This is a genomic window from Brevundimonas sp. Leaf363, assembly GCF_001424025.1.
Classification (GTDB): domain Bacteria; phylum Pseudomonadota; class Alphaproteobacteria; order Caulobacterales; family Caulobacteraceae; genus Brevundimonas.
The window spans coordinates 240,319-257,174 of the sequence record NZ_LMPZ01000003.1 but is presented as its reverse complement, the minus strand read 5'-3'; the positions used below and the strand labels follow the sequence as shown (position 1 = coordinate 257,174).

19 protein-coding genes are annotated in these 16,856 nt (G+C 67.8%); 9 read left to right on the top strand and 10 right to left on the bottom strand.

What is annotated here, in order from left to right:
* The first annotated feature begins 30 nt into the window (after nucleotides 1-30).
* On the top strand, nucleotides 31-642 hold the full coding sequence (locus ASG17_RS12135; RefSeq protein WP_056104081.1) for a DUF4142 domain-containing protein: 612 nt from the start codon (nucleotides 31-33) through the stop codon (nucleotides 640-642).
* A gap of 55 nt (nucleotides 643-697) precedes the next feature.
* The gene (locus ASG17_RS12130; protein ID WP_056104077.1) at nucleotides 698-2,398 is read left to right on the top strand and encodes a bifunctional protein-serine/threonine kinase/phosphatase; all 1,701 of its coding nucleotides are present in this window, start codon (nucleotides 698-700) and stop codon (nucleotides 2,396-2,398) included.
* A gap of 52 nt (nucleotides 2,399-2,450) precedes the next feature.
* Here ASG17_RS12130 and ASG17_RS12125 read toward each other — a convergent pair whose 3' ends face one another.
* A complete protein-coding gene (locus tag ASG17_RS12125) occupies nucleotides 2,451-2,816 on the bottom strand; it encodes a hypothetical protein (RefSeq protein ID WP_056104074.1) in 366 nt (121 codons plus the stop codon).
* Nucleotides 2,817-2,887: 71 nt separating this feature from the next.
* The gene (locus tag ASG17_RS12120) at nucleotides 2,888-3,100 is read right to left on the bottom strand and encodes a cold-shock protein (protein ID WP_056104068.1); all 213 of its coding nucleotides are present in this window, start codon (nucleotides 3,098-3,100) and stop codon (nucleotides 2,888-2,890) included.
* A 300-nt stretch (nucleotides 3,101-3,400) separates the two neighbouring features.
* Between ASG17_RS12120 and ASG17_RS12115 the strand changes: the two genes are divergently transcribed.
* Entirely contained in the window at nucleotides 3,401-5,419 is a 2,019-nt protein-coding gene (locus tag ASG17_RS12115; RefSeq protein ID WP_056104065.1) for a TonB-dependent receptor, read from the top strand.
* A 130-nt stretch (nucleotides 5,420-5,549) separates the two neighbouring features.
* On the opposite strand, the gene ispH is transcribed toward ASG17_RS12115, so the two are convergent.
* Entirely contained in the window at nucleotides 5,550-6,542 is a 993-nt protein-coding gene (gene ispH, locus ASG17_RS12110) for a 4-hydroxy-3-methylbut-2-enyl diphosphate reductase (protein WP_056104063.1), read from the bottom strand.
* Between the two features lie 201 nt (nucleotides 6,543-6,743).
* On the opposite strand from ispH, the gene ASG17_RS12105 reads away from it, so the two are divergent.
* From ASG17_RS12105 to ASG17_RS12085, 5 genes are all read left to right on the top strand, one after another.
* Nucleotides 6,744-7,112 (top strand): AtpZ/AtpI family protein, encoded by a 369-nt coding sequence (locus ASG17_RS12105; protein WP_056104060.1) that lies wholly within the window; start codon nucleotides 6,744-6,746, stop codon nucleotides 7,110-7,112.
* A gap of 4 nt (nucleotides 7,113-7,116) precedes the next feature.
* Entirely contained in the window at nucleotides 7,117-7,902 is a 786-nt protein-coding gene (locus tag ASG17_RS12100; RefSeq protein WP_056104054.1) for a F0F1 ATP synthase subunit A, read from the top strand.
* Nucleotides 7,903-7,963: 61 nt separating this feature from the next.
* Nucleotides 7,964-8,188: a F0F1 ATP synthase subunit C gene (locus ASG17_RS12095; protein ID WP_056104051.1), complete on the top strand. Its 225-nt coding sequence runs from the start codon at nucleotides 7,964-7,966 to the stop codon at nucleotides 8,186-8,188.
* A gap of 77 nt (nucleotides 8,189-8,265) precedes the next feature.
* Nucleotides 8,266-8,871, top strand: a complete 606-nt coding sequence (locus ASG17_RS12090) for an ATP synthase F0 subunit B' (protein ID WP_056104047.1) — start codon at nucleotides 8,266-8,268, stop codon at nucleotides 8,869-8,871.
* Complete coding sequence (locus ASG17_RS12085; protein WP_056104043.1) at nucleotides 8,871-9,386, top strand: F0F1 ATP synthase subunit B; 516 nt, start codon at nucleotides 8,871-8,873, stop codon at nucleotides 9,384-9,386. Before ASG17_RS12090 ends, ASG17_RS12085 begins: the two co-directional genes overlap by 1 nt.
* 148 nt (nucleotides 9,387-9,534) lie before the next feature.
* Here ASG17_RS12085 and ASG17_RS12080 read toward each other — a convergent pair whose 3' ends face one another.
* The 3 genes from ASG17_RS12080 to ASG17_RS12070 form a co-directional block, all read right to left on the bottom strand.
* Nucleotides 9,535-9,996, bottom strand: coding sequence for a DUF6789 family protein (locus tag ASG17_RS12080; protein ID WP_056104041.1), 462 nt, complete (start codon nucleotides 9,994-9,996; stop codon nucleotides 9,535-9,537).
* 132 nt (nucleotides 9,997-10,128) lie between these two features.
* The gene (locus tag ASG17_RS12075) at nucleotides 10,129-10,530 is read right to left on the bottom strand and encodes a hypothetical protein (protein ID WP_235560442.1); all 402 of its coding nucleotides are present in this window, start codon (nucleotides 10,528-10,530) and stop codon (nucleotides 10,129-10,131) included.
* Nucleotides 10,531-10,691: 161 nt separating this feature from the next.
* Nucleotides 10,692-11,609, bottom strand: a complete 918-nt coding sequence (locus ASG17_RS12070) for an SDR family oxidoreductase (protein WP_056104039.1) — start codon at nucleotides 11,607-11,609, stop codon at nucleotides 10,692-10,694.
* A 70-nt stretch (nucleotides 11,610-11,679) separates the two neighbouring features.
* Between ASG17_RS12070 and ASG17_RS12065 the strand changes: the two genes are divergently transcribed.
* On the top strand, nucleotides 11,680-12,282 hold the full coding sequence (locus ASG17_RS12065; RefSeq protein WP_056104036.1) for a TetR family transcriptional regulator: 603 nt from the start codon (nucleotides 11,680-11,682) through the stop codon (nucleotides 12,280-12,282).
* Here the strand turns inward: ASG17_RS12065 and gcvPB are convergent.
* The 4 genes from gcvPB to gcvT all read right to left on the bottom strand — a co-directional run bounded on the left by gcvPB (nucleotide 12,279) and on the right by gcvT (nucleotide 16,835).
* On the bottom strand, nucleotides 12,279-13,847 hold the full coding sequence (gene gcvPB, locus ASG17_RS12060) for an aminomethyl-transferring glycine dehydrogenase subunit GcvPB (RefSeq protein ID WP_056104032.1): 1,569 nt from the start codon (nucleotides 13,845-13,847) through the stop codon (nucleotides 12,279-12,281). The two genes, ASG17_RS12065 and gcvPB, sit on opposite strands and share 4 nt — an antisense overlap.
* A 2-nt stretch (nucleotides 13,848-13,849) precedes the next feature.
* Nucleotides 13,850-15,196 carry an aminomethyl-transferring glycine dehydrogenase subunit GcvPA gene (gcvPA, locus tag ASG17_RS12055; RefSeq protein ID WP_056104030.1) on the bottom strand — a complete coding sequence of 449 codons (1,347 nt, stop codon included), beginning with the start codon at nucleotides 15,194-15,196 and terminating at the stop codon, nucleotides 13,850-13,852.
* Nucleotides 15,197-15,345: 149 nt separating this feature from the next.
* Nucleotides 15,346-15,711, bottom strand: coding sequence for a glycine cleavage system protein GcvH (gene gcvH / locus ASG17_RS12050; protein ID WP_056104028.1), 366 nt, complete (start codon nucleotides 15,709-15,711; stop codon nucleotides 15,346-15,348).
* An 8-nt stretch (nucleotides 15,712-15,719) separates the two neighbouring features.
* Nucleotides 15,720-16,835 carry a glycine cleavage system aminomethyltransferase GcvT gene (gene gcvT / locus ASG17_RS12045; RefSeq protein WP_056104027.1) on the bottom strand — a complete coding sequence of 372 codons (1,116 nt, stop codon included), beginning with the start codon at nucleotides 16,833-16,835 and terminating at the stop codon, nucleotides 15,720-15,722.
* Nucleotides 16,836-16,856: the final 21 nt, after the last annotated feature.

Genomic DNA, 16,856 nt, shown 5'->3' with positions numbered 1-16,856 from the left:
CGTGTGACGCACCCTGTGGAGGAACACACCATGCGTACCAAGACCCTAGCCATGGCCGCCGCCGCCGTCGCCGCCCTGTCGCTCGCCGCCTGTGGCCAAGGCGAATCCGGCGGCGCGCCGGATCAGCAGAACCAGGCCGCCAACACCGTCCAGGACACGACCGCCGGCGCCGTCGGCGCGGTCGCTGCCCCCGTCGCCGCGGCCACCAACGAAAGCTTCGTCACCAATGCGGCCATCGGCGGCATGTACGAGGTCGAAGCCGGCAAGATCGCCGCCATGCGCTCCACCAACCCGGCGATCAAGGCGTTCGGCTCCAAGATGGTGGCCGACCACACCGCCGCCGGTGAAAAGCTGAAGCCGCTGGCCGCCGCCCTGAACCTGACCGTGCCGACCATGATGGATCAGCGCCACCAGGGCCTGATCGACAATCTGCGCGGCGCCACCGACCAGGATTTCGATCGCGTCTATCTGCAGCAGCAGGAAGCCGCACATAACGAGACCAAGGCGCTGCTGGAGGCTTTCGGCATGACCAGCAACGACGCGACTCTGAAGACCTGGGCGTCCGAGACCCTGCCGACCGTTACCGCTCACCAGGCGATGGTCGACCAGATGGACGAAGCTAACGCCGACGCGGCGAAGTAATCGTTTGACCTGATCCGCTCTGTGCCTCTGACTCCCTTGCGGGGATCAGAGGCACATGAGCGACGACAGGCTGGAGATCGCGGCGGGCTTCGCGACCATGCGCGGCCCGCGCGCGGATAATCAGGATTTCGGCGGCGTCCATCTGGGCAGCCCCTCGGAACAACGCACCCACGGCGTCGTCGCCATCGTCGCGGACGGCGTGTCCGGCTCAAAGGGCGGGCGTATCGCCGCCGAGCTGGCGGTTCGCAGCTTCATCGACGGATACATGGACCAGGATCCCATCGTCGGCATTCCGACGGCGGGCATCCGCGCCATGCAAGGTTACAATCGCTGGCTCAACTCCAAGGGCAAGACCGACCCCAACATGCAGGGCGCGGCCTGCACCTTCACAGCCATGGTCCTGCGGGGGCGCGAGGCGACGGTGCTGCACGTCGGTGACAGTCGCGCCTGGCATTTCCGCGATGGCGTCCTCACGCGCCTCACGCAGGACCACGTCCACGACCAGCCCGGCAAGGGCCACGTCCTGATCCGGGCGCTGGGCATCGAGCAGGACGTGAAGATGGACGTCCGCTCCACGCCCCTGATGCCGCATGACCGCCTGCTGCTGACCAGTGACGGCGTCCACGGCGTCCTGAGCGAGGATGACATCTGCCGCATCCTGGGGCGCCGCGGCTCGGCCGATGCCGATGCGCAAGGGTTGCTGGACGCTGTCACCGTCACGGGCCCGCGCGACAACGCGACCGCCCTGATCGTCGATGTGGTGACCACCGGCGCGCTGGACTGGGAAGCCCTGGGGGCCGAGGTCGCCGGCCTGCCCATCCTGCCGCCGCCCGGCGCCGGCCAGAAGATCGACGGCTACCACCTAGACCGGCTTCTATCGGACGGACGCTACACGCGCGTCTTCCTGGCCCGCGACGGCGCCAAGCCCGGTCCGCTGGTGCTGAAGTTCCCCAAGCCCGCCATCCTGTCGGAGAAGGGCGCCCGCTCCGCCTTCCTGCGCGAGAGCTTCATCGGCCGCCGTGTCGACAGCCCCTACGTCGGGCGAACCCTGACGCCCGAGGCGGGCCGCCAGACGCAGCTTTATCTGGTCCAGCCATACTACGAGGGACAAACCCTCCATGCCCGCCTGACGCACGAGCCGATGGAGATGGCCGAGGCGGTGACGACAGCGCTGAACCTGGCGCGCGCCGTTTCCGCTCTGCACCGGCTGGGCGTCGCCCACCGCGACATCAAGCCGGACAACGTCATTCTCGAGAAGGACGGCGGGCTGAAGCTGATCGACCTGGGCGTCGCGCGCATCCCCCGTCTGGAGGAGGAGTTCGATCAGGCCGAAGCGCCCGGCACCCCGGGCTACATGGCGCCCGAGCTGTTCGACGGCGCGCCCGGCGACGCCGCCAGCGACCAGTTCGCACTGGGCGTCACCCTGTTCCGGACGCTGACGGGGCCTCACTATCCGTGGGCGAGGGCCGAGGAGGCGGGTCGGCCCAAGTTCGAGCAGCAGCCGACGTCGCTAACGCGCCTGCGCCCGGACGTGCCGTCATGGCTGGAGGCCGCCATCCGCCGCACGCTGCAGGTCGATCCGGATGAGCGCTTCGCCGATGTCGACGAACTGGTGCACGTTCTGGAAAGCGGCGAACGCCTGGCCGCGCCGCAGCGCGAGCCGCTGGGGCTGATCGAGCGTCACCCCGTCCGCTTCTGGCAGGGGCTGTGCCTGTTCCTGCTCGTGTGTCTGCTGGTCAGCCTCTCGACGCGGTAGTCCGCGCCCTCCACCATCATCATCGGACGTGAGTGGGAGACAGGGGAGTGGACTAGGCGTCCAGCCGGCGAATCTGAAGGCCGGGCTTGCCCTCGGCGCGGTGAGCGACGACGCCCTCGGGTTCGGACAGGACATCGGCGATATCGACCAGGAAGCGCTTGTGCCGACCGGCGGCGGCGGCCGGGTCGGTGTCCTTGAGCATGGGGCGGCCGACGAAGCGGCCCGCCTCGTCGCGAACGCGCTCTATCAGGGCGGCGAGGTGGTCCGAGCCCTTGTGGCGATCCATCAGCACAGCGTGGGACCGGGCCTCGCGCACACGGCGCGTCAGGGCCTCGTCCACGTCCTGGCCGAGTTCGGAGCGGCCCGCGAACTGGACGAAGTCGTGGGCGTAAAGGCGCACGAAGCTTTCTTCAATCATGGGAGAACTCCTGGAAGGTGGAACGAAAAAGGGGCCGGCGAGGCCGACCCCTTTAGACGGCGTTTGAAGGCTTAGCCTTCGGACTTCAGCTGGACCGCCGATTCCTTGCCCGAGCGACGATCGCGCTCCAGCTCGTAGGAAACGGTCTGGCCGTCGCTCAGCGTGCCGATGCCGGCCGCTTCAACGGCCGAGACGTGCACGAACACGTCCTTGCCGCCGTCCGACGGTTGAATGAAGCCATAACCCTTGGTCGGGTTGTACCACTTGACAGTTCCGGTCGCCATTTTCTGGACCTCCGTTCGATTTTCCCAGCCAGCAACGCGCTGACGGGGGGTCGGTCCGATGTTGGGAGCAGCTAAGGATCTCTTGCAGAGACGCAGAAGAACGAGAGCGTTACGCAAAGTAGATCGACGGCCTGATAATGATCGACCTGCGTGACGAAAGCAAGGCGTCGAGAAAAGCCGGGTGATATCAAGGCTTTCAATACGATCCCTAGCGACGCGATAGCGACCTGCCGGAGGGGCTTGACGTTGTGTGATGTTATCTCATAACAACAGCCTGTGTCTTCTTCCCGGACGTTCGCCATGCATCACGTTTCCCGCTCCAGCCTTCTGGGCGCCGCCGCCGCCGTGGCCTTGGCCGGCGTAGCCCACGCGCAGGACGCGTCGTCCGACACCGCGCAGCTGGACGACATCGTCGTCACGGCCAGCCCCTTCGGCGTGAGCCAGCGGGCCACCACCATCGCCACCGACGTGATCGACGAGCAGGCGCTGGCCGTAGCCCCGGCCCAGTCGCTGGGCGACCTGCTGGCCAGCCAGCCGGGTCTGCGCTCGACCGACTTCGCGCCAGGCGCCAGCCGCCCGGTGATCCGGGGGCTGTCGGGCCCGCGCGTACAGGTGCTGACCAACGGCATCGGCATGATCGACGCCTCGTCGGTCTCGCCCGACCACGCCGTCGCCACCGACCCGGCGGAATCGAACCGCATCGAGGTGGTGCGCGGTCCCTCGACCCTGATGTACGGCGGTTCGGCCATCGGCGGCGTGGTCAACATCCTGGACGGCCGCATCCCGACAGAGATGCCCGACGGCGGCGTCGACGGCGTGATCTCGACCCAGGCGTCCAGCGTCGATGACGGCCGCTCGGTCTTCGCCCGCGTCACCGCCGGCGCTGGCCGGTTCGCCTTCAACATCGACGGGGTGAAGCGCTCGACCGACGACTACGATATCCCGTCGCCGGCCCGTTCGGCCCGGCTGGCGGCGCTGGACGGCGAACCGCGCGGCGACGGCGGAAGCCAGCCCAACTCCTATACCGAGCTGGAAGCCTGGGGCATCGGCGCGTCTTACATCGGCGACAAGGGCTTCATCGGCGCCAGCTACAAGGACACCGACAGCGAATACGGCACGGTGGCCGAACCGACCGTCTTCATCCAGCTGCACCAGACCCGCGAGGACGTGCGCGGCGAATACCGCTTCGACGGCGGCCCGTTCAGCGCCGTGCGCGGCAGCTTCGGACACGCCGAATACACACACACCGAGTTTGAAGGCCCGGGCGAGCCCGGCACCATCTTCGACTCCGACGGCCAGGAAGGCCGCGTCGATCTGGTCCAGCGTGAGCGCGACGGCTGGAACGCCGCCTATGGCGTTCAGGCCCTCAGCCGCGACTTCGCCGCCATCGGCGAGGAGGCGTTCGTCCCCACCGCGCATATCGAGGAGCAGGGCGTCTACACGATCCAGCGCTGGGATCGCGGCGCCGTCGGCTTCGAGGGCGGCCTGCGCTTCGACAAGCGTACGCTCAGCGCCATCCCGCTGGGCGAAACGGCCGAGGTCGAGCGTCAGTTCGACAATGTCTCCGCCTCGATCGCCGCCTTCCTGCGCCCGGCCCCTGGCCTCTTCCTGGGCCTCAGCCTGGCCCACAACGAGCGCGCCCCGTCCGAGGTCGAGCTGTTCGCCGACGGCGTGCACATCGCCACCGCCGCCTATGAGACGGGCGACGTCAATCTGGACGCCGAGACGGTGAACACCCTGGAGGGCACGGTCCACTACACGACCGGCCGCTTTACCGGCGACTTCCATCCCTATGTGTCCAAGTATGACGGCTTCATCGACGAGCGCGCCACCGGTGAGATCTTCGACGCCGAGGGCGAAGAGTTCCCGATCTATCGCTTCGTCCAGACCGACGCGACCTTCTACGGCTTCGAGGCCGAGGCGGACTATGCCCTGTGGGAGAGCGGCGACCGCAAGCTGTCACTGGAAGGCCAGGCCGACTACGTCCACGCCGAGACCGACCTCGGGCCCGCCGCGCGCATCCCGCCGTGGTCGGTGACCGGCCGCCTGGCCTGGTCCTCGACGCCCTTTGACGCCGCCCTCGAGGTGCGTCACGTCGCCGAACAGGACCGCGTCACCGAGATCGAGCTGCCGACCGATGCCTACACCATGGTCAATCTGACGGGCGCCTGGCGACCGCTGGCGGACAAGAACATCACCGTCTTCGCCGAGGTGCACAATCTGACCGACGTCGAGGCTCGCGAGCACGTGTCCTTCCTGAAGGACATCGCCCCGATGGCCGGCCGGAACCTGCGGGTGGGGGTGGCGTACCGGTTCTAGGGGCCACACAAAAACCGAGCATCCCGACGGACGTCGGGATCCAGTTCTTTGGCTGCAGTCGCGATGGCAGAGCGTTGCGCGTGTGGTTCTCACTGGATCCCGGCTTCCGCCGGGATGAGCGGAGTTTCATTTAGGCGGTCAGCGCACGCGGCAGCTTGAAGCTGACCGTCTCCCGCTCGCCGGGATCGTCCATCAGCGTCATGTCAAATCGGTCGCCGATGGCGGCGATCAGGGCCTGGATCAGGGGCTCGGGGGCAGAGGCGCCGGCGGTGATGCCGACCGTGTGCACGCTCTCGAACCAGCTCCAGTCCATCTGGCTGGCGTCATCCACCAGCTTGGCGGCCCCGGCGCCCGAGCGCATCGCCACCTCGACCAGCCGCACCGAGTTGGACGAGTTCGGTGAGCCCACCACCAGCACCAGGTCCGACCCGTCGGCCAGCCGCTTCACGGCCTCCTGGCGATTGGTCGTAGCGTAGCAGATGTCTTCCTTGTGCGGGTCCGGCAGCTCCGGAAAGCGCGCCTTCAGCACGCTCAGGATTTCGGCCGTGTCGTCCAGAGACAGGGTGGTCTGGGTGGCGTAGGCCAACGGCTGCTGCCCCGGCCGCATCACGCGATGCGCATCCTCGACCGACTCGACCAGGGTGATGGCGCCGTCCGGCAACTGGCCCATCGTGCCTTCCACTTCTGGGTGGCCGCCGTGACCGATCAGCAGGATGTGCCGGCCGGCCGCATGATGCCGCTCCGCCTCGACGTGCACCTTGGACACCAGCGGGCAGGTCGCATCCAGATAGAACATCTTCCGATCTCGGGCCGAGGCCGGCACCGACTTGGGCACGCCATGCGCCGAGAACACGACCGGCCTGTCGTCCGGGCACTCGTCCAGTTCCTGCACAAAGACCGCGCCCATGGCCTTCAGGCGCTCGACGACGTGACGATTGTGGACGATCTCGTGCCGCACATAGACGGGCGCGCCGTACTTCTCGATGGCGCGCTCGACTATCTGGATGGCCCTGTCGACGCCGGCGCAGAAGCCTCGCGGCGTGGCCAGGCGCACGCTGAGCGGCCGCCGCGACGCGGCTTCGGTCTCGGAACCGGGTCGGGGAGGGGCCACATGGGCGTTCATGACCGCCAAACTAGGGCCTCGTTCGCCTCCGCGCCAGCGACGCCTCGCCACAGGCGCGACGAAATGGCCATTTGCCATGCTAATACAGCGTCTTAGCGCTAGATCACGGCGACTTGACCAAAACAGGTCCCGTCTGTAGGTTCCGCGCCGAATTCAGACCCTGCCCGGGCGATCTCGCCGGGGCCTCTGATTGTACAGGTCATGTCTCAAAATCTGGAATCGCGCGACGAGGCGATCAAACGCCTCCACGAAAGCGCATCCGGTCTGGAGGCGCGGACCAAGGCTCAGGCCGCCATCGATCTGTCGGGCCAGAAGGCGGCCGGGCAGGCCTACAGGATCATCGCCGAGCTTATCGGCGGCGTTCTGGTGGGTTTGGCGCTTGGGTTCGGCATCGACCGGCTGGCCGGCACGACGCCCTGGGGTCTGATCGGCGGCGTCCTTCTGGGCTTCGCCGTTTCAGTATGGATGGCGCACCGCACGGCCCAACGGCTGATGGCGGAAGCCAAGGCGAGCGGGATCGAACCACGGTCGATCCCCTTCGACGACGAAGAAGAAGACGAGGACCGATAGGCTTATGGCCGATCCGATTCACCAGTTTCAGATTCAAAAGGTCGTCGACCTTCCCGACGTGACTCTGCCCGGAATCGGCTACGCCGATCTGGCGATCACCAACTCGCACATCGCCATGACGGCGGCGTTCGTGCTGATCGTCCTGTTCATGCAGTTCGTGACCTCGGGCGCCAAGGTCGTGCCCGGCCGGCTGCAGGCGGCGGGTGAAGGCCTGTTCGGAATGATCGACGGCGTGACCGATTCGATCATCGGCCACGACGGCCGCAAGTATTTCCCCTTCGTCTTCACCCTGTTCCTGCTGGTGCTGGGCATGAACATGCTGGGCATGCTGCTCAGCTTCACCGCTACGTCTCAGCTGGCCGTCACCGGCACGCTGGGCCTGCTGACCATCCTGACCGTCATCGCCGTGGGTTTCGCCAAGAACGGCCTGGGCTTCTTCAAGCTGTTCGTGCCGTCGGGCGTGCCGTGGCCGCTGCTGATCATTCTGGCGCCGATCGAGTTCATCTCGTTCCTGCTGCGCCCCATCACCCTGACGCTGCGTCTGTTCGGCAACATGCTGGGCGGCCACATCGCGCTGAAGATCTTCGCCGGCTTCGTCGTCTCCATGGGCGCGCTGGCCGTGACCGGCGGCCTGGGCCTGCTGGGCCTGCCCGTCGCCGCCCTGTCGATGGGCATGGTCGTCGGGCTGACTGCGCTGGAGTTCCTGGTGGCCTTCCTGCAGGCCTTCGTCTTCGCCGTGCTGACCAGCATCTATCTGAACGACGTCGTCAATCTGGGCCACGGCCACTAAGGTCGCGGGCCAGCCCGACATAATCCATCCCTTCCAACCCTGACTGAATAGGAACACTCACATGGAAGCCGACTCCTTCAAGTACTTCGGTATCGGCCTGGCCACGCTGGGCATGCTCGGCGCCGCCATCGGCGTGGGCAACATCTTCGGCAACTTCCTGGCGGGCGCGCTGCGCAACCCGTCGGCCGCCGCGTCGCAAGTCGGCAACCTGTTCGTCGGCGCCGCCCTGGTCGAAGCCCTGGGCATCCTGGCCTTCGTCCTGGGCATCCTGGCCTGGCTGGGCTGATCCACGACGCCTGAAGACATCGGCGGCGTGGCCTGATCGGGCCATGCCGCCGTTTCCTTGCCTCGCGACGGATAGATATGGCCCTCTCTTCCTCTGATCATCCTCCGGTTCACGCCGAAGACGCCGCCCACGGCGCCGCTGCGGGTAACGTTTCGGGCGGTCACGCCACGACCGAGGCCGAGGGCCACGGCGGGGGCGGCGGGCTGCCCCAGTTCGACACCACCCACTGGTTCGGACAGGCGGCCTATCTGCTGTTCCTGTTCGTCATCCTCTATGTCCTGATCGCCAGGGTCTTCGCGCCGCGCCTGCGCCGCGTCCTGGACGAGCGGACCGAAACCATTTCCAGCGCGGTGGCCGCCGCGCGTCAGGTCCAGACCGAGGCCGCCGACCAGGCCGCCGCCGCCAAGGCCGATCTGGCCAAGGCGCGCGCCGAGGCCCGCTCGCTGGCCACCGCCGCCAAGCAGCGCGTGGCCGATGAGGCCAACGCCCGTCTCGCCGCCGAGGAATCGGTAGTCAACGCCCGCATCGCCGAGGCTGAGGCCGCCATCGCCAAGTCGCGCGACGCCGCCATGACGCACGTCTCGGGCATCGCCGCCGACACCGCCTCGGCTCTGGTCGAACGTCTGACCGGCAAGGCGCCGGCCAAGGCCGACGTGGCCGCCGCCCTGAACGGAGCTACCTGATGAACCTGATCTTCGAGGAAGGCATCTGGAGCCTGTCCAATCCCGAGATCTGGGTCGGCATCGGCCTGCTGATCTTTGTCGGCATCCTGATCCTGGCCGGCGTGCCGAAACTGATCGCCGGGGCGCTGGACGCCAAGGCCGCCAAGATTCAGGCTGACTTGGACGAGGCCGCCCGTCTGCGCGCCGAAGCCGAAGCCCTGCTGGCCTCGATCCGTCAGGAAAAGGCCGAGGCTGACGCCCAGGCCGCTGAAACCCTGAAGGCCGCCGAGGCCGACGCCCGCCGGCTGGAAGTCGAATCTCGCGCCAAGCTGGAAGAGACCTTGGCCCGTCGTCAGGCCCTGGCCGAACGCCGCATCGCCCAGGCCGAAGTTCAGGCCGCCGCCGAGGTGAAGGCCGCCGCCGCCGAAATGGCCGTCGACGCCGCCGAACGCATCCTGGCCTCGCAGCTGGCGTCGCAGAAGACCGACCCATTGGCCGATGCCGCCATCGCCCAGATCGGTTCGCGCCTCAGCTAAGGCGCTTTCCTCCCCATGCAATGGGGAGGGGGACCGCTTGCGGTGGAGGGGCGATCCCACACGCCGCGCTTGAACAGCCCCTCCGTCTCGGCCTGAAGGCCGAGCCACCCCCCCATCCGCCTGCGCGAATGGGGAGAAGAACTTTCCGTCAGTGAGCCGGTTGCGCGCCGACCACGACGTGGGCTCGCTTCTCGCGTGCGATCAGCCGGGCATAGACATTGCCCAGCACGATCCCGAACACCGCATGGGTGACCAGCATCCAGCCGACGGTGGCGAAGTTGCTGCCGAAGACGAAGGCGTCGCCGGTCACCATCATGACCATCATCATCGCCACCCAGGCTCCAACCGCGAAGACGATGCCCTTGGTCTCGGGCGTGTCGGTCGGCAGGCGGGGACACAGGATGCCGAAAAGCGGCCCCAGGATCAGGGTCCCGGCGATGGCGTGAACCACCCAGCCGGCCGTCAAACTATGCAGGTCCAGGATGCGGGCGACGATGCCCGGGAACGGTGCGAACCATTTCACGGTCAGCAGATTGACGGCCTCCATCAGGGAAACCGCGACGGTCGCGACGAAACCAGCGACCACGCCCTTGTATACGCGTGACATCATGACCCTGAGCGCCTCCCAACGCTGTTTCGGTTCTCGATAACGCGAGGGTCAGGATACGCCTGTGTGACGCGGGCGGGAGGCTGTGGACTTCACTTTGGCGTGCTTCGCGGTTGCGGCGCGCGATTTACGCAATCAATGGAACATCTTGCGGAAACCGCGCCGCAGCTTTTTTCGCATCCGCGTCATGGATCCACGCCCGCGCCGCAACATCAGCCGCTCGATCCGAAGCAGCTGCTGCCAGAAGACCGGCGCGAACTCCGGCTTGCGCCGCAGCAGGCGGCGGAAGGGATAGACCCAGTTCGGCCGCGCCCGTTGCGCTCGGATGAAGGCGCGTTTGGCCCAGATCGACGCCTTCAAGATCAGCATCAGGCCCAGCACCATGACCGGCAGCCCCAGCGGGCCCGGCAACGGCGCGATCACCACGCCCAGCAGCACGACGCCGATGCCGGCCGCCGTCATGGCGATGCGGCGCAGCAGCTTCCACGGGCTGGCGCGGAATCGGACGGGCGAGTGAAGGGCGGCGGCGAATGTCACGCGAAGCGATCCGTTCTGGATGGGTCAGGCACAAACCGACAGGACGCCACTTGGCTCCGCGAAGACTTCGCCCCGCGTCACCGTGAACACCCTGCCACGAACGCCTTTACAATCCGCTTCCGTGGCTGAACGGCGGCTGACGAATGACATCGCCGTAAGTGTCAGCCCCAGCGCACGCCCGTCAGATGTTCGGACTCGGTCCAGAGCCGGCGCGCGACATCGGCGTCCAGGGCCGCCGGATCGATCCGGGCCACGCCCGGCCGACCGCGCATCTCGCCCAGACCCTGTGGCCCATAGTATCCGCCGGGCGTCACGCCTGGCCAAGTCGCGGCCATCAGCGTCGGCAGGGCGCCGCGCTCGGCCGACTGGGCGAATCGCCGAACCAGGAAGCCGCTGAGCGAGCCGCCCGTGCTGCCATGCTCCGGCCCATTGGCCATCAGGTCGGTGCGCGACACGCCGGGATGCGCCGCCACGCTGGTCAGGCCCCAGCCGTTCGCCGCGTTCCGTCGCTGTAGCTCGATGGCGAACATCAGCATGACGAGCTTGGACTGCTGATAGACCGGCCACGGCCGATAGCCCTTGCGGTAGTTCAGATCCTCCAGCCGGATGCGGCCGCCGCGATGCGCCACGCTGGACAGCTGCACCACCCGCGCCTTCGCCGCCGTCAGCAACGGCAGCAGCCGCCCGGTCAGGGCGAAGTGGGACAGGTAGTTGGTGCCGAACTGCATCTCGAAGCCGTCCGCCGTCTCCTGGCGTTTCGGCAGGGCCATGACGCCGGCGTTGTTGATCAGCATGTCGATCGGCCGGCCGGCGGCCACATGGCGGTCGGCGAAAGCGGCCACCGACGACAGGTCGCCCAGGTCCAGCAGGTCGAACCTGACCTTCACCGCCGGATATCGCGCGCGAATCAGGGCCACAGCGTCCGCGCCCTTCTGCGGATTGCGCGCCGCCAGCACGACCTCGGCGCCCTTGGCCGCCAGAACCAGCGCCGTTTGCAGCCCCAATCCGCCGGTCGCGCCGGTGATGATGGCCAGTCGGCCCCTCAGATCGGCGATATCGTTTGTGGTCCATCCGGCCATCGGCGCTATCCTGTTTGTCGACACCCCCTTTAAATAGGCTCCGGACTGCATATATGCACCCGGTGCAATTATGCAAGAAGTGCAAAACAAACATTTCGAATCGGACGGACTGCGCGCGCGCAAGCGATCCGAGACCCACGGACGGATCCAGGCCGAAGCCTTACGCCTGTTTCTGGTGTCGGGATTCGATTCGGTGACGCTGGACGACATCGCCGAGGCCGCCGAAGTCTCGCGCCGGACCCTGCTGAACTACTTCGGATCGAAGGAAGAGATCGCCTTATCGGCGAAGGCGGACTTCCCGCAGGTGATCGCCGACGCCGTCGCGGCGCGGCCGGCCGACGAATCGCTGCTGGATATGGTCGAGAACGCCATGATCGACCTGGCGCGCCGACCCCCGTCGCCCGAAGGCCTGGCCGTCGCGCGCCTGATTCACGCCACGCCGTCCCTCCGCGCGGGCGACCAGGCCAAGTACGAGGCGGTCGAGCGTCTTCTGGCCCAGACCCTGGCGAATCAGAAGGGCCTGCCGCCCGACGATGTCGCCTGCCGAGTGGTCGCCGGGACCGCCGTCAGTATCCTGAAACTGGCCACCGACCACTGGCTGACGCACCCCGGCGAATCGCCCGAAATCTTCGGTCGCCAGGCCTTCGCGGCGCTGAGGCGGGCTGCGGGTTAGGCCGCCCGATTCGATCCTTCCGGCGCCGTCCAGCGCAGCACCGGGGTGCGGGCGGCTCGGGTTTCGTCCAGACGGCGCAGCGGCGCGTGGAAGGGGGCGCCCTTGAATCGCTCGACGTCGCCAGCCTTCGCGGCCCCGGCCAGCGCCCGCATCGCCTCGATGAAGCGGTCCAGTTCGGCCTTCGATTCGGTCTCGGTCGGCTCGATCAGCATGGCGCCGTGGACGACCAGCGGGAAATACATGGTCATCGGGTGGAAGCCCTCGTCGATCATCGCCTTAGCGAAGTCGAGCGTGGTGATGTCCGTGCCCTTCAGCCACTCGTCGTCGAACAGGGCCTCGTGCATGCACGGACCGTCCGGGAAGGCGGGGCTCATCAGATCCGACAGGCGGGCCTTGATGTAGTTGGCGTTCAGCACCGCGTCCTCGGCGACCTGGCGCAGGCCGTCCGAGCCGTGGCTCATCATGTAGCTGAGCGCGCGGACGTACATCCCCATCTGACCCTGGAAAGCGCAGAGACGGCCGAAGGCCTGCTCGGCCTCGTCTTCCTCGCGCTCGATCAGACGGTATCCCTCCGCGTCCGACACCACCCACGGGGCGGGCGCGAAAGGCGCCAACGCCGCTGACAGCACCACCGGACCCGCGCCCGGACCGCCGCCGCCGTGGGGCGTGGAGAAGGTCTTGTGCAGGTTGATGTGCATGGCGTCGACGCCCAGGTCGCCCGGCCGCACCCGGCCGACAATGGCGTTGAAGTTGGCGCCGTCGCAGTAGAAGTAGGCCCCCGCCGCGTGGGTCAGGCGGCTGATCTCCAGGATGTCGCGCTCGAACAGGCCGCAGGTGTTGGGGTTGGTCACCATGATGGCGGCCACGTCCGGACCCAGCTTGGACGCGAGATCGGCCACGTCGACGCGGCCGTCCTCGGTCTGGGCGACCTCGACCACCGAATAGCCCACGAAGGCCGCAGTTGCCGGGTTGGTGCCGTGGGCGGAGGTGGGCACCAGGACCTTGCGGCGCTGGGCGTGTTCGCCCGACGCCTCGTGCGCGGCGCGAATCGCCATCAGGCCGCACAGTTCGCCGTGCGCGCCGGCCTTGGGCGACAGGGCGACCGCCGGCATGCCGGTCAGCGTCTTCAGCCAGTGGCTCAGCGTGTCCATCAGTTGCAACGCCCCCTGCACCGTCGAGATCGGCTGCAGCGGGTGAATGTCGGAGAAGCCCGGCAGGCGCGCCATCTTCTCGTTCAGGCGCGGGTTGTGCTTCATCGTGCACGAGCCCAGCGGGTATATGGCCAGGTCGATGGCGTGATTCTTCTGGGACAGGCGCACATAGTGGCGCATCGTCTCCGGCTCGCTCAGTCCCGGCAGGCCGATGGGATCGCGCCGCACCAGATCGCCCAGATCGCCCCCGTCCGTCGCCGGCTCCGGCAGATCGACGCCGGTCTTGCCCCAACCGTCGCCCTCGAAGATCAGGGCTTCGTTCTGCAGTAGGCCTCGCCCGCCGGTCAGCGTGGCGGGTTTGGCGGCGACGGCGTTGGGCGTGGTCGGGCGGCCGACGGTGTTCATGGTGCTCATCGTCAGTTCCCCAGGACCTTGGTCAGCGCGACGGCCAACAGCTTGATATCGGCGTCCAGCGTGGTCTCGGTCGCGGCGACCAGAAGCACGTCGTCCATGCCGGCGGCGGGCGCCAGGCGGCTGTAAGGTACGCCGGCCAGGATGCGGTGGTTGGCCAGGGCCTCGACCACCTCGGCCGCAGGTTTGGGCAGGCGCATCGCGAACTCGTTGAAGAAACGCGGCGTCAGGATCTCCACGCCAGGCACAGCGGCCAGGGCGTCGCGCGTGGCGACCGCCTTCTCGTGGTTCAGCAGGGCCAGCTTGCGCAGGCCCGTCTCGCCCAGCAGGCTCATGTGGATGGTGAAGGCCAGGGTGCAGAGGCCCGAGTTGGTGCAGATGTTCGACGTCGCCTTGTCGCGGCGGATGTGCTGCTCGCGCGTCGACAGGGTCAGGACGAAGCCGCGCTCGCCGTCCGCATCCACCGTCTCGCCCGTCAGGCGGCCCGGCATCTGGCGGATCAGCTTCTGGCGCGTGGCGAACAGTCCGACGTAGGGGCCGCCGAAATTCAGGGCGTTGCCGATCGACTGGCCCTCAGCCGCGACGATGTCGGCGCCCATCTCGCCGGGCGATTTCAGCAGGCCCATCGACATGGCCTCGGTGACCACGACGATCAGAAGGGCGCCGGCCGCATGGGCCGCCTCGGCGATCCTGGTCACATCCGTCGCGGTGCCGAAGACGTTGGGCGTCTGCACGACCACGCAGGCCGTGTCCGGCCCGATCTGGTCGATGACGGCGGCCTCGGCGTCGACGGCGGCGGCCAGCACCTGCGTCTCGACGCCCACGGCGTGCACGACCGTCTCGGTCGCCTGGACATAGTGCGGATGCACGCCGCCCGAGATCACCGCCTTGTTCCGGCGCGTCACGCGGGTCGCCATCAAGACGCCTTCGGCCATGGCGGTCGAGCCGTCATAGAGGCTGGCGTTGGCCACCGGCATGCCGGTCAGGTTCGCGACCTGGGTCTGGAACTCGTACAGATACTGCAACGTGCCCTGTGCGATTTCCGGCTGATAGGGCGTGTAGCTGGTCAGGAACTCGGACCGCTGGATGATGTGATCCACCGTGGCCGGGACGTGGTGCTTGTAGGCGCCGGCGCCGCAGAAGAAGGGCGTCGTGCCTGCCGTGGCGTTGCGAGAGGCCATCGCCGACAGCGCCCGCTCGACCTCCAGCTCCCCCGCCACGCGCGGCAGGTCCACCGGGCCATCCAGCCGCGCGCTTTCGGGCACATCCACGAACAGGTCGTCGATGGACGGGGCGCCGATGGCGGCCAGCATGGCCGTGCGGTCGTCGGGCGTCAGGGGAAGGTAGCGCATACGTATATTCCGCTCATCCCGGCGGAAGCCGGGATCCAGTGCTTTGGGTGACGAACGTCACCGGGGGAGGTGGTCCCGCTCATCCCAGGGCGCCGCGCTTGCGGCTCGAACTGGTTCCCGGCTTCCGCCGGGATGAGCGGGTCCGAAGGTCAGAGGCTCGTCAGGTATTCGTCGTAGGCGGCCTGATCCATCAGGGCGTCCAGCTGGCTGGCGTCCTTGATGCGGATCTTGGCGAACCAGCCTTCGCCTTCGGGGTCGGCGTTCACCGTTTCCGGCGCGCCGGCCAGGGCGGCGTTGCCCTCGATCACTTCACCCGAGACGGGGGCGTACACGTCCGACGCCGCCTTGACGCTCTCGACCACGGCGAAGCCGTCGCCCTTGCCGACCGTCTTGCCGGCTTCCGGCGTCTCGACGAAGACCACGTCGCCCAGCTGGTCGGCGGCGTGCTTGGAGATGCCGACGACGGCGACATCGCCCTCGACGCGCACCCACTCGTGATCCTTGGTGTATTTCATGGCGGTCCTCAGACGGTCTTGGGTTTGCGGTAATAACGTGAAGCCACGAAGGGCAGGGCGACGACCTCGGCGGCGGCCGGCTTGCCGCGCACGATGACCTTCAGCTCCGTGCCCAGGTCGGCAAAGGCCGGCGGCACGTAGCCCATGGCGATGTTGCGGCCCAGCGTCGGCGAAGGGCCGCCGGACGTGACCTTGCCGATCACCGCGCCGTCCGCGTCGGCGATCTCTGCGCCCTCGCGCGCCGGGGCGCCCTCCTTGACGATCAGGCCGACGCGGACGCGCTCGGTTCCGTTCGCCAGCTGACCCAGGACGGTCTCGGCGCCGTTGAAGTCGGCCGCCTCCTTGCGCGACTTGGAGAAGGCGAAGGTCAGGGCGCCCTCAACCGGCGTCGTCGCCGGATCGATGTCGTGGCCGTGCAGGGGCAGGCCGGCTTCCAGCCGCAGGCTGTCGCGCGCGCCCAGACCGATCGGCTTGACCCGCGCGTCTTCCAGCAGGGTGTTCCAGATGCGCTCGGCCTGGTCCGCCGGGACCGAAATCTCGTAGCCGTCCTCGCCCGTATACCCCGAGCGCGAGACGTAGCAGTCGCAGCCGAACAGCATCAGCCGCGCGCAATCCATGAAGCCGAAGTCGGCCAGCACCGGTTCGTGCGCCGCCATCACGGCGGCCGCTTCCGGCCCCTGGATGGCCAGCAGCGCGCGGTCCAGCACCGTCAGGGTCGCGTCGCCTTCCAGGTTCGCGGTCCAGAAGGCGAAGTCCTCGTCCTTGTTGCCGGCGTTGACGACGACGAACAGGCCGTCGTGATCGGGCTTGCCCGCCATCAGGTCGTCGATGATCCCGCCGCGCTCGTTCAGCAGCAGCGAGTACTTCTGCTTGCCGGCCTTCAGCGCCTGATAGTCGCCGGGCACGAAGCGTTCGAACTGGGCGATGGCGTCCGCGCCGGTGATCTTGGCCTGGCCCATGTGGCTGACGTCGAACAGGCCGGCGTGTCCCCGCGTCCAGCGATGTTCGGCCAGCACGCCTTCGTACTGCACCGGCATGTCATAGCCGCCGAAGCCCACCATGCGGGCGCCCAGCGCGCGGTGCGCGGCGTTCAGGGGCGTGGTCTTCAGGGTTTCGTCGGCCATTCAGAGTCTCGCGGTCGCGTG

Coding starts and splice junctions, on each gene's coding strand:
- ASG17_RS12070 (WP_056104039.1), bottom strand. CDS start 11,609: ATGGCCGGATGGACCACAAACGATATCGCCGATCTGAGGGGCCGACTG.
- gcvPA (WP_056104030.1), bottom strand. CDS start 15,196: ATGCGCTACCTTCCCCTGACGCCCGACGACCGCACGGCCATGCTGGCC.
- ispH (WP_056104063.1), bottom strand. CDS start 6,542: ATGAACGCCCATGTGGCCCCTCCCCGACCCGGTTCCGAGACCGAAGCC.
- ASG17_RS12120 (WP_056104068.1), bottom strand. CDS start 3,100: ATGGCGACCGGAACTGTCAAGTGGTACAACCCGACCAAGGGTTATGGC.
- ASG17_RS12085 (WP_056104043.1), top strand. CDS start 8,871: ATGAACCTGATCTTCGAGGAAGGCATCTGGAGCCTGTCCAATCCCGAG.
- ASG17_RS12090 (WP_056104047.1), top strand. CDS start 8,266: ATGGCCCTCTCTTCCTCTGATCATCCTCCGGTTCACGCCGAAGACGCC.
- ASG17_RS12080 (WP_056104041.1), bottom strand. CDS start 9,996: ATGATGTCACGCGTATACAAGGGCGTGGTCGCTGGTTTCGTCGCGACC.
- ASG17_RS12125 (WP_056104074.1), bottom strand. CDS start 2,816: ATGATTGAAGAAAGCTTCGTGCGCCTTTACGCCCACGACTTCGTCCAG.
- ASG17_RS12135 (WP_056104081.1), top strand. CDS start 31: ATGCGTACCAAGACCCTAGCCATGGCCGCCGCCGCCGTCGCCGCCCTG.
- gcvPB (WP_056104032.1), bottom strand. CDS start 13,847: ATGAGCACCATGAACACCGTCGGCCGCCCGACCACGCCCAACGCCGTC.
- ASG17_RS12065 (WP_056104036.1), top strand. CDS start 11,680: ATGCAAGAAGTGCAAAACAAACATTTCGAATCGGACGGACTGCGCGCG.
- ASG17_RS12100 (WP_056104054.1), top strand. CDS start 7,117: ATGGCCGATCCGATTCACCAGTTTCAGATTCAAAAGGTCGTCGACCTT.
- ASG17_RS12130 (WP_056104077.1), top strand. CDS start 698: ATGAGCGACGACAGGCTGGAGATCGCGGCGGGCTTCGCGACCATGCGC.
- ASG17_RS12105 (WP_056104060.1), top strand. CDS start 6,744: ATGTCTCAAAATCTGGAATCGCGCGACGAGGCGATCAAACGCCTCCAC.
- ASG17_RS12095 (WP_056104051.1), top strand. CDS start 7,964: ATGGAAGCCGACTCCTTCAAGTACTTCGGTATCGGCCTGGCCACGCTG.
- gcvT (WP_056104027.1), bottom strand. CDS start 16,835: ATGGCCGACGAAACCCTGAAGACCACGCCCCTGAACGCCGCGCACCGC.
- gcvH (WP_056104028.1), bottom strand. CDS start 15,711: ATGAAATACACCAAGGATCACGAGTGGGTGCGCGTCGAGGGCGATGTC.
- ASG17_RS12115 (WP_056104065.1), top strand. CDS start 3,401: ATGCATCACGTTTCCCGCTCCAGCCTTCTGGGCGCCGCCGCCGCCGTG.